This window comes from Phenylobacterium aquaticum, from assembly GCF_947378715.1.
GTDB classification, from domain to species: domain Bacteria; phylum Pseudomonadota; class Alphaproteobacteria; order Caulobacterales; family Caulobacteraceae; genus Phenylobacterium; species Phenylobacterium aquaticum_A.
On sequence record NZ_CANCLE010000167.1, the window covers coordinates 1 to 7,892 of the forward strand.

The 7,892-nt window shown below is 65.9% G+C and carries 9 protein-coding genes; all 9 read right to left on the bottom strand.

The annotated features are described in order from the left end of the window. A partial coding sequence (locus Q7P21_RS17340) for an NADH-quinone oxidoreductase subunit N (protein ID WP_304178094.1) occupies positions 1-770 on the bottom strand: 770 nt, incomplete at its 3' end. Positions 771-784: 14 nt separating this feature from the next. After that, positions 785-2,272 (bottom strand): NADH-quinone oxidoreductase subunit M, encoded by a 1,488-nt coding sequence (locus Q7P21_RS17345; protein ID WP_304170164.1) that lies wholly within the window; start codon positions 2,270-2,272, stop codon positions 785-787. A gap of 12 nt (positions 2,273-2,284) precedes the next feature. After that, positions 2,285-4,348, bottom strand: a complete 2,064-nt coding sequence (gene nuoL, locus Q7P21_RS17350) for an NADH-quinone oxidoreductase subunit L (RefSeq protein ID WP_304178095.1) — start codon at positions 4,346-4,348, stop codon at positions 2,285-2,287. Between the two features lie 4 nt (positions 4,349-4,352). Further along, a complete protein-coding gene (nuoK, locus tag Q7P21_RS17355) occupies positions 4,353-4,661 on the bottom strand; it encodes an NADH-quinone oxidoreductase subunit NuoK (protein WP_242565698.1) in 309 nt (102 codons plus the stop codon). Next, the gene (locus Q7P21_RS17360) at positions 4,658-5,275 is read right to left on the bottom strand and encodes an NADH-quinone oxidoreductase subunit J (protein WP_304170166.1); all 618 of its coding nucleotides are present in this window, start codon (positions 5,273-5,275) and stop codon (positions 4,658-4,660) included. The genes nuoK and Q7P21_RS17360 overlap by 4 nt, the downstream gene beginning before the upstream one ends. An 86-nt stretch (positions 5,276-5,361) precedes the next feature. Further along, positions 5,362-5,853 (bottom strand): NADH-quinone oxidoreductase subunit NuoI, encoded by a 492-nt coding sequence (gene nuoI, locus Q7P21_RS17365; protein ID WP_304170167.1) that lies wholly within the window; start codon positions 5,851-5,853, stop codon positions 5,362-5,364. Between the two features lie 4 nt (positions 5,854-5,857). Beyond that, on the bottom strand, positions 5,858-6,043 hold the full coding sequence (locus Q7P21_RS17370) for a hypothetical protein (protein WP_304170168.1): 186 nt from the start codon (positions 6,041-6,043) through the stop codon (positions 5,858-5,860). Between the two features lie 14 nt (positions 6,044-6,057). After that, positions 6,058-7,131, bottom strand: a complete 1,074-nt coding sequence (nuoH, locus tag Q7P21_RS17375; protein WP_304170169.1) for an NADH-quinone oxidoreductase subunit NuoH — start codon at positions 7,129-7,131, stop codon at positions 6,058-6,060. A gap of 2 nt (positions 7,132-7,133) precedes the next feature. Then, on the bottom strand, positions 7,134-7,892 hold a 759-nt coding region (locus Q7P21_RS17380), incomplete at its 5' end, for a molybdopterin-dependent oxidoreductase (RefSeq protein ID WP_304178096.1).

The following is a 7,892-nucleotide window of genomic DNA, read 5'->3' on the forward strand; positions in this document are numbered from 1 at the left end:
CCCTCGGTGAGAATGCGGGCGAACAGCAGCATGGCGGCCAGCTTCGGCGCGCCGGCGAAGAAGCCGACGACCGGGGTGGGCGCGCCCTCATAGACGTCCGGGGTCCACATGTGGAACGGCGCGGCCGAGACCTTGAAGGCCAGGCCGCAGATCAGGAAGACCAGGCCGAACAACACGCCGGTCCCCGCCCCGCCATGCACGGCCGTGGCGATAACGGCGAACTTGGTCGAGCCGGCGAAGCCATAGATCAGTGACGCGCCATAGAGCAGCAGGCCGGAGGACAGGGCCCCCAGCACGAAATACTTCAGGCCGGCTTCCGAGGCCTTGGCGTTGTCGCGGTGCATGGCCGCCAGCACGTAGAGCGCCAGGGACTGCAACTCGACCCCGACATAGAGCGAGATCAGGTCGGCGGCGCCGACCATCATGCCCATGCCGAGCGCAGCGAGCAGGATCAGCACCGGGAACTCGAAATTGTCGACGCCGCGCCGGGCGAACCAGCGCTGGCCGAGCACGATCGAGACGGCGCTGGCGGCATAGATGGCGACCTGGGCGAAGGTCGAGGCGGCGTCGGACACCAGTCCTCCGCCAAACGCCTTGCCCACCGGGCTGACGGCGGCGGCGGCGGCGGCGGCGGCGAGCGCCAGGACGGCGCCTGTGCCGACCAGCAGGGTGCGCTTGGGCGCGAAGGCGCCTGCCACCAGGAGGAACAGGGCCGATCCGGCGAGGATCAGCTCGGGGACGGCCAGGGCGAGATCAGCGGAGAAGGTCATGTCGCTTTCGTCCCCTAGGCGCCGATCGCCGCGCGATACGTCGCGACGAGGCTGTCGACCGAAGCCTGGGTCAGGTCGAAGATCGCGCCCGGATGGACGCCCAGATAGAGGGTGGAGAGGATCAGCGGGGTGAAGATCGCCACTTCCCGCCAGTCCAGGTCGGTGATGGCGGCCAGCGCCGGATTGGTCATCTCGCCGAACACCACGCGCCGATAGAGCGACAGCGCATAGACCGCCGAGAAGATGACGCCCGAGGCCGCCACCAGGGCCGTCCAGGTCGAGGCCTGATAGGCGCCGGTCATGGTCAGGATTTCGCCGACGAAGCCCGAGGTGCCCGGCAGGCCGACATTGCCCATGGTGAACAGCATGAACACCGCCGCATACCAGGGCATGCGGTTCACCAGCCCGCCATAGAAGGCGATCTCGCGGGTGTGCATGCGATCATAGACGACGCCGACGCAGAGGAAGAGCGCGCCGGAGATCACCCCGTGGCTCAGCATCTGGAAGATCGCCCCCTGCACGCCGACGGCGTTGCCGGAGAAGATGCCCATCGTCACGAAGCCCATGTGGGCGACGGAAGAATAGGCGATCAGCTTCTTGATGTCGGTCTGACGGAAGGCGACCAGCGAGGTGTAGACGATGGCGATCACGCTCAGCGAGAACACCAGGGGCGTGAACATCTCCGAAGCCTGCGGGAACATCGGCAGGGAGAAGCGCAGGAAGCCGTAGCCGCCCATCTTCAGCAGAATCCCGGCCAGGATCACCGAACCGGCGGTCGGGGCCTCGACGTGGGCGTCGGGCAGCCAGGTGTGCACCGGCCACATGGGCATCTTCACCGCGAAGGAGGCGAAGAAGGCCAGCCACAGCCAAGTCTGGATCCAGGGCGCGAACTTGTAGTGCATCAGTTCGGGGATCGAGCTGGTGTGCGAGATGCCGATCATGGCCAGGATCGCGGCCAGCATCAGCACCGAGCCGAGCAGGGTGTAGAGGAAGAACTTGAAGGCCGCATAGACCCGGCGCTTCCCGCCCCAGATGCCGATGATCAGGAACATCGGCACCAGGCCGAATTCGAAGAAGGCGTAGAACAGGACGAGGTCGAGCGCGCAGAACACGCCGATCACCAGGGTCTCGAGGACCAGGAAGGCGATCATGTATTCCAGCACGCGGGTCTCGATCGATTTCCACGAGGCCGCGATGCAGAACGGCATCAGGAAGGCGGTCAGCAGCACGAACAGGATCGAGATGCCGTCGACGCCCATCCGATAGTGGATGCCGGCGAACCAGTTGGCGTCCTCGACGAACTGGAAGCCCGGATTGGCCCCATCGTACTGGACCACCAGCAGCACGGAGAGCGCCAGGGTCGCCAGGGTGGTGAAGAAGGCGATCCACTTGGCGGCCGTAACCGTCTTCGGGTCATCGGCCTGGCCGAACAGGCGCAGGATCAGGATAGCCGCCACGCCGAGGATCGGCGCGAAGGTGGTGAGGGAGAGAATGCCGGTCATCGGGTCGCTCCCTTAAGCCTGCCAGGCGACGAGAGCGAAGGTCAGAAGACCCGCGACCCCGAGCAGCATGACGAACGCGTAGTGGTAGAGGAAGCCGGTCTGCAGCTTGCCCGCCTGCTTGCCCACCGCCGAGGAGACCGCGGCCACCCCGTCGGGGCCCAGGCCGTCGATGATCTTCTGGTCGCCGACCTTCCAGAACACGTCGCCCAGGAACTTGGTCAGGCGCACAATGGTCGCCTCATAGAGCTCATCGAAGAACCACTTGTTGTAGAAGAAGGTCCAGAGGATCCCCTTGTTGGCCGCGATCCGCGCGCCCATGCCTTCCTTGACGATGTAGACGTAGAAGGCCCCGGCGAGACCGGCCATCGACACCACCAGCGGCGCCCACATCAGCCATTCCGGCGAATGGTGGGCGCGCTCCAGCACATGGTTAGCCGGCGCGTTGAAGATCGCCGCCTTCCAGAACTCGGCCCGCTCGTCGCCGACAAACTTCTCGACGAAGACGAAGCCGGCGAACACAGCGCCGATCGCCAGCACGATCAGCGGGACCAGCATGACCAACGGGCTCTCGTGCGGCTTGTGGCCGTGGGCATGGTCGTCATGCCCGTGGTCAGCATGGGCGTGGTCGTCGTGCGCATGGGCGTCGGCATGGGCGCCGTGCGCGTCATGAGCCTCGTCGTGACCCCACTTGGCGTGGCCGTGGAAGGTCATGAAAGCCAGGCGCCAGGAATAGAAGGCGGTCAGGCCGGCGGCCAGCAGACCGACGATGAAGGCGAAATAGGCGACGCCGCCATGCTCATGGCCGGCCGCATAGGCCGCCTCGATGATGGTGTCCTTGGAATAGAAGCCGGCGAAGCCGAGCTCCACGCCCGGGATGCCGAAGCCGGTGATGGCGAGGGTGCCGATGGTCATGACCGCATAGGTCACCGGCAGGTACTTCCACAGCCCGCCCATCTTCCGCATGTCCTGCTCGTGGTGCATGCCGTGGATCACCGAGCCCGCGCCCAGGAACAGCAGCGCCTTGAAGAAGGCGTGGGTGAAGAGGTGGAACATGGCCGCCTGATAGGCGCCCACGCCGGCGGCGAAGAACATGTAGCCGAGCTGCGAACAGGTCGAATAGGCGATGACCCGCTTGATGTCGTTCTGGGCCAGGCCGACGGTCGCCGCGAACAGGGCGGTGACCGCGCCGATCAGGGTGACGACCTGCTTTGCGACCGGCGCATATTCGAACATCGGCGACAGCAGGCAGACCATGTAGACGCCGGCCGTCACCATGGTGGCGGCGTGAATCAGGGCCGAGACGGGGGTCGGGCCCTCCATGGCGTCAGGCAGCCAGGTGTGCAGGAAGAACTGGGCCGACTTGCCCATGGCGCCGATGAACAGCAGCACGCAGGCCAGGTCGACGGCCGGCCAGACATGGCCCGCGAACAGCCAGCCCTTGCCGGCCATGCCCGCGATCTGCGGGAACAGCGGGGCGAACTGGATGGTGTGGAACTGCCAGAAGACCGTCATGATCCCGAGCGCGAAGCCGAAGTCGCCGACCCGGTTGACCACGAAGGCCTTGATCGAGGCGGCGTTGGCGCTGGGCTTGTGGAACCAGAAGCCGATCAGGAGGTAGGACGCCAGGCCCACGCCTTCCCAGCCGAAGAACAGCTGCATGAAGTCGGCGGCGGTCACGAGCGCCAGCATCGCGAAGGTGAACAGCGACAGATAGGCGAAGAACCGGGGCTTGGACGGGTCTTCCGCCATGTAGCCCCAGCTGTAGAGGTGGACGAGGGCCGAGACCGTGGTCACCACGATCAGCATGACCGCCGACAGGGCGTCGAGCCGGATCGACCAGTTGGAGATGAAGTCGCCCACATGGATGAAGGGGGCGAGCGTCAGGGTGAAGGGTTCGAGCCCTCCCCAGGCCCACTGGCTGAACACCACCCACGACAGGACGCAGGACAGCATCAGCAGGCCGGTGGTGATCGCCTGGGAGATCGTGTCGCCGAGCCGGCGGCCGAACAGGCCCGCCAGGGTCGCGCCGACCAGCGGCCCGAACACGATGACGGGGACGAGAGACTGCGCGTTCATGCCGTCAGCCCTTCATCATCGAAGCGTCGTCCACGGCGATGTCGCCGCGGTTGCGGAAGAAGGTCACCAGGATCGCCAGGCCGACCGCAGCCTCGGCCGCCGCCACGGTCAGGACGAACATGGCGAAGATCTGCCCGACCACGTCATGCAGGAAGGACGAGAAGGCCACCAGGTTGATGTTCACAGCGAGCAGGATCAGCTCGATCGACATCAGGATGACGATGATGTTCTTGCGGTTCACGAAAATCCCGAACACCCCGATGGTGAACAGGATCGCGGCGACCGCCAGATAGTGGGCGAGCCCGATGCTCATTCCGAAATCCCCTCGCCCGGTTTAATCTGAACAATGCGCATGCCGGTCTTGGGACCGCGCGCGACCTGGTCGGCGATGACCTGCCGGCGAACGCCGGGCTTGTGGCGCAGGGTCAGCACGATGGCGCCGATCATGGCCACCAGCAGCACCAGGCCCGCGGCCTGGAAGAAGTAGATGTAGTCGGTGTAGAGCACCCGACCGATGCTCTCGACATTGCTGAAGCCCTGGGTCGCCGCCTGGGGCGTGTCATGCCCCGCCGCCGCGCCGTGGGTCGAGACCGCAGTCGACACCAGGATCATCTCGAAGGCCAGGAAGCCGCCGATCAGGGCGCCGAGCGGCGCGTACTGGGCGAAGCCCTGTCGCAAGGCCGCGAAGTCGACGTCGAGCATCATGACGACGAACAGGAACAGCACTGCGACGGCGCCGACATAGACGACGACCAGCAGCATCGCCAGGAACTCCGCCCCCAGCAGGACGAACAGCCCCGCCGCGGAGAAGAAGGCCAGGATCAGGAACAGCACCGAGTGCACCGGGTTGCGGGCGGACACCACGCATAGCCCAGCCACGACGGTGACCGCCGACAGCAGATAGAAAGCGATCGCCTGCAAGGCCATGACGGCTCTTCTCAGCCCCTCTTCTCGCGCCGTTCCGAAACCGGAAACACGACGCTGTTCAGCACCCTTGGAATCGCGCGCCGGTCTTACCGGTAGGCCGCGTCGAGTTCCAGATTCTTCGCGATTTCCCGCTCCCAACGATCCCCGTTATCGAGCAGGCGTTCCTTGTCGTAATAGAGCTCTTCCCGCGTCTCGACGGCGTACTCGATGTTCGGCCCCTCGACGATGGCGTCCACCGGGCAGGCCTCCTGGCACAGGCCGCAATAGATGCATTTGACCATGTCGATGTCGTAGCGGGTCGTCCGGCGGCTGCCGTCCTCGCGCGGTTCGGCCTCGATGGTGATCGCCTGGGCCGGGCATATGGCCTCACAGAGCTTGCAGGCGATGCAGCGCTCTTCCCCGTTGGGATAGCGGCGCAGCGCATGCTCGCCCCGGAAACGCGGCGACTGGGGCCCACGCTCATAGGGGTAGAGCACGGTCGCCTTGGGGCGGACCATGTACTTCATCGCGAGACCGAAGGCCCCGACGAAATCGGCCAGGACGGCGCCTTTGATCGCTTGATTGATGCGCGACATCATCGGCTCAGTTCCTCTTGCACTCATAGGCGGCCATCCGCTGGGGATCACCCTGCGACTTCAGCGCCAGCTTCTCGCCCTTGGCTTCGCAGGCGGTGCGGGCGGTCTTGAGATTGTCATAGGTCGCGACCCCGCCGACGGACTCGCCGCCGGGCGCGCTGGCGCAGGCCGCGCAGGCGCTCAGGAGAGCCATGGCGAGGATCATTCTCATGCCGCCCCGCCGAACACGCGCCAGGCCGCCACCAGCACCACGGCGATGCCGCAGGTGGGCAGGAAGACCTTCCAGCCCAGGCGCATCAGCTGGTCGTAGCGATAGCGGGGCACGATGGCCTTCACCATGGCGATCATGAAGAAGAAGAAGCAGATCTTCGCCGAGAACCACATCAGGCCGTAGAAGCTCTGGGCCGTCGGGCTCCAGCTGTGGACGAAGGCGAAGTCGATCGGGGCCTGCCAGCCGCCGAAGAACAGCAGCGAGATCAGGGCGCACATCAGGACGATGTTCACCAGCTCGCCGATCATGAACAGCAGGAAGGGCGAGGAGGAATATTCCACCTGATAGCCGGCCACGAGCTCGGACTCGGCTTCCGGCAGGTCGAAGGGCGGGCGGTTGGTCTCGGCCAGCGCGGAGATGAAGAACACCACGCTCATGCCGAACATCACCGGGGCGATGAAGATATTCTTCAACCCGCCGCCCAGGACGTTCCAGTTCCAGAACCCGCCGGCCTGCTTCTCGACGATGGTCTGTAGGTTCATCGAACCGGACAGCAGGATCACCGTGATGATCACGAAGCCGATGGAGACCTCATAGGAGACCATCTGGGCTGCGGAGCGCAGGGATCCCAGGAACGGGTACTTCGAGTTGGAAGCCCAGCCCCCCATGATGATGCCGTAGACGCCCAGCGACGAGATCGCGAACAGGTACAACACACCGACATTGATGTTCCCCACCACCCAGCCGGGGGCGAAGGGGATCACCGCCCAGCCCACCAGGGCCAGGGCGAAGGTCAGGACCGGAGCCAGCAGGAACACGAACTTGTCGGCGCCGTCGGGGATCACGATCTCCTTCAGCACGAACTTCATCAGGTCGGCGAAGGACTGCAGCAGGCCGAACGGACCCACGACGTTGGGGCCTTTGCGCATCTGCACGCCGGCCCAGATCTTCCGGTCGGCGAGCATGAAGAAGGCCAGCGCCACCAGCAGCGGCAGGATGACCGCCATGATCTGGGCGACGGTGATCAGGGTCCAGCCGCCGGGGGTGGCCCAGAAGGAGGTGGGAGCCATGTCTATTCCGCCGCGATTTTGGCGGCGCCCGAAACCTGGGCGGCGCACTCGGCCATCGTCACGCTGGCGCGGGCGATGGGGTTGGTCAGGTGGAAGGCCTTGATCGGGCTTTCGAAGGCCTGGTCGGAGACCGCGCCCTCCCCGCCCACGGCGGCGAGATCGAAGTCGACCGGCCCGGCCACATAGTCGATCTGGCCGAAGGTCGGATGATCGGCGAACAGCTTGGCCCGCAGCTGGGCCAGGGTGTCATAGGGCAAGGTCTTGCCCAGCCGGTCCGACAGGGCCCGCAGGATCGACCAGTCTTCGCGGGCCTCACCCTTGGGGAACACCGCGCGCTGGCCCATCTGGACCCGGCCCTCGGTGTTCACATAGAGGCCGTCCTTCTCGGTATAGGCGGCGCCCGGCAGGACCACGTCGGCGCGGTGCGCGCCGGCGTCGCCATGGGTTCCCAGATAGACCGTGAAGGCGTCGGAGCCGGTCAGGCCGATCTCGTCGGCGCCCAGCAGGAACAGCACGTCCAGAGCGCCCGGCTTGACCATCTCGGCCGCCGTCCTGCCGCCCTCAGCCGGAATGAAGCCCAGGTCCAGGCCGCCGACCCGGGCCGCCGCGCTGTGCAGCAGGTTCCAGGTCATCTTGTAGGTCTTGGCGATCGCCGCCGCCGCCTTGGCCACCGCCGCGCCATCAGCGCGGGCAAGGGCGCCTGAGCCCAGGATGATGGCCGGGGACTTGGCGTCCTTCAGGGCCTTGAGGAAGTCGCCCTT

What these genes read in the sequence shown, in the direction of transcription:
- Q7P21_RS17370 (WP_304170168.1), bottom strand. Translation starts at nt 6,043, where the DNA reads ATGGCTCTCCTGAGCGCCTGCGCGGCCTGCGCCAGCGCGCCCGGCGGC.
- nuoK (WP_242565698.1), bottom strand. Translation starts at nt 4,661, where the DNA reads ATGAGCATCGGGCTCGCCCACTATCTGGCGGTCGCCGCGATCCTGTTC.
- Q7P21_RS17345 (WP_304170164.1), bottom strand. Translation starts at nt 2,272, where the DNA reads ATGACCGGCATTCTCTCCCTCACCACCTTCGCGCCGATCCTCGGCGTG.
- nuoH (WP_304170169.1), bottom strand. Translation starts at nt 7,131, where the DNA reads ATGGCTCCCACCTCCTTCTGGGCCACCCCCGGCGGCTGGACCCTGATC.
- Q7P21_RS17360 (WP_304170166.1), bottom strand. Translation starts at nt 5,275, where the DNA reads ATGGCCTTGCAGGCGATCGCTTTCTATCTGCTGTCGGCGGTCACCGTC.
- nuoL (WP_304178095.1), bottom strand. Translation starts at nt 4,348, where the DNA reads ATGAACGCGCAGTCTCTCGTCCCCGTCATCGTGTTCGGGCCGCTGGTC.
- nuoI (WP_304170167.1), bottom strand. Translation starts at nt 5,853, where the DNA reads ATGATGTCGCGCATCAATCAAGCGATCAAAGGCGCCGTCCTGGCCGAT.